This is a genomic window from Burkholderia sp. E168m23 (assembly GCF_016586125.1).
In the GTDB taxonomy this organism is placed as follows: Bacteria; Pseudomonadota; Gammaproteobacteria; order Burkholderiales; family Burkholderiaceae; genus Burkholderia; species Burkholderia orbicola.
The window spans coordinates 1-1,577 of sequence record NZ_BCPP01001272.1 but is presented as its reverse complement, the minus strand read 5'-3'; the positions used below and the strand labels follow the sequence as shown (position 1 = coordinate 1,577).

Below are 1,577 nucleotides of genomic sequence, written 5' to 3'. Positions count from 1 at the left end.
TGAAAGCTTTCAGGGGTGCCTAGCTAACAAATCCGGGCGATTGTAAGCGATAGTTGCAAGTGATTCAAGGCTTTAGACGCGACAAAAACCTGCATAAAACGACGCCTCATGATGTGAAAAAACGCCCGATTCGACGACGTACGATGACAGTTGTAAGGTCGGTTTTTCGCACCGGTATTTCCTGCGCGAAAAAGTCCGGTGACGGGGTAAATGGCGGGGAAACGATGCCTGATGCGGGCCAGGCGGAAGCGGTGCGATCGCCGCGGGAAATGGGCTGCAAGCGAACCATCTCGAATGACTCGGCGCAACGCGGCGGAACAAGCAACGCGCGGCGACCGGACCACCACGCGCGACGCATGAAATTCGCCGGATGTTCGCGCATCGATTCATCCAATCAGTTGTCGCGCCGCCACAGATGTTCGACTGTGAGTTGCGGCACTTATCAACAATCCTGATCACTGCGCACGCTGTGCGCCCTGCCCGTCACCCGAGCGGCATGCCTGTGCCGCACGCACCGGCTCGCTCAACCGTGCATGAGCAACCACGCACCGAGCGCCGCGCTCACCAGCGCGAACGGAATCGAAACGAGGTGGAACGGCAGCCACATGCGCGGCTCCTTCGCGAGACGCACTGCGATCAGGTTCGCGAGCGAGCCGATCGCGAAACCGAAGCCGCCGACCGATACGCCGAACGCAAGCGCGCGCCAGTCGTGCGTGAACTCCGACAGCAGGATCGCGGCCGGCACGTTGCTGATCACCTGTGACAGCACGGCGCCGGCGGCATAGACGCGCAGCGGCGAATCGAGTTGCGCGTGCGCGATCGCGTCGTGCACGACGGGCAGCGCAGCCGCGCTGCGCAGCACGACGAACATCAGCACGAAGATCAGCAGCAGCAGCCAGTCGATCTTCAGGACTGCGTCACGTTTGACGGCGAATAGCACGATGGCGACACCGACGAGGCCCGGCAGCGGATGGTGCGCATCGGCGAGCAGCACGAACGCGGCGAACAGCACGGCCGCGATCAGCGCGTGCATGCGCTGTACGGGCAACGCGGCGGCGTCGCCCGACAAGTCGAGCGGCTTCGCGCGAAACATCAACGCGGTCAGCACGAGCAGCAGCGCCATCAGCGCGAGGGCGAGCGGCCCGAGCGTGACCACGAAACGACCGAACGACACGCCGCTCAACTGCCATAGGAAAAGATTCTGCGGATTGCCGAGCGGTGTCGCGACGGACCCCGCGTTGACGGCCAGCGCGACGACGATCACGAGCCGCCGGAACGGCAGCGGTGTCAGCGCGCGCAGCGACACCATCAACGGCACGACGACGAACAAGGCGACGTCGTTGGTGAGCCACATCGACAGCACGGCGGCGAAGCCGACGAGCAGCATCGCGAGCCCGCGTTCGGAATGCACGTGATGCACGATGCGATGCGCGAGCCACATCAGGCAGCCGGACAACTCGAGCGCCTTGGTCAGCATCAGCAGGCCCGCGAGCGTCGCGACCGTCTGCCAGTCGACGCGTTCGGCCAGTACCGAAAATGGTTGCGGACGCACCCATTGCAGCACGATCAGCCCAAGC

Annotated in this window: 2 protein-coding genes; both read right to left on the bottom strand. The window is 63.9% G+C overall.

Annotated features, from left to right (window positions below):
• Positions 1–106: 106 nt before the first annotated feature.
• Entirely contained in the window at positions 107–382 is a 276-nt protein-coding gene (locus JMF90_RS36470) for a hypothetical protein (RefSeq protein WP_201326286.1), read from the bottom strand.
• A 141-nt stretch (positions 383–523) separates the two neighbouring features.
• A partial coding sequence (locus JMF90_RS36465; protein WP_201326285.1) for an SLC13 family permease occupies positions 524–1,577 on the bottom strand: 1,054 nt, incomplete at its 5' end.

Coding starts and splice junctions, on each gene's coding strand:
- JMF90_RS36470 (WP_201326286.1), bottom strand. CDS start 382: ATGCGCGAACATCCGGCGAATTTCATGCGTCGCGCGTGGTGGTCCGGT.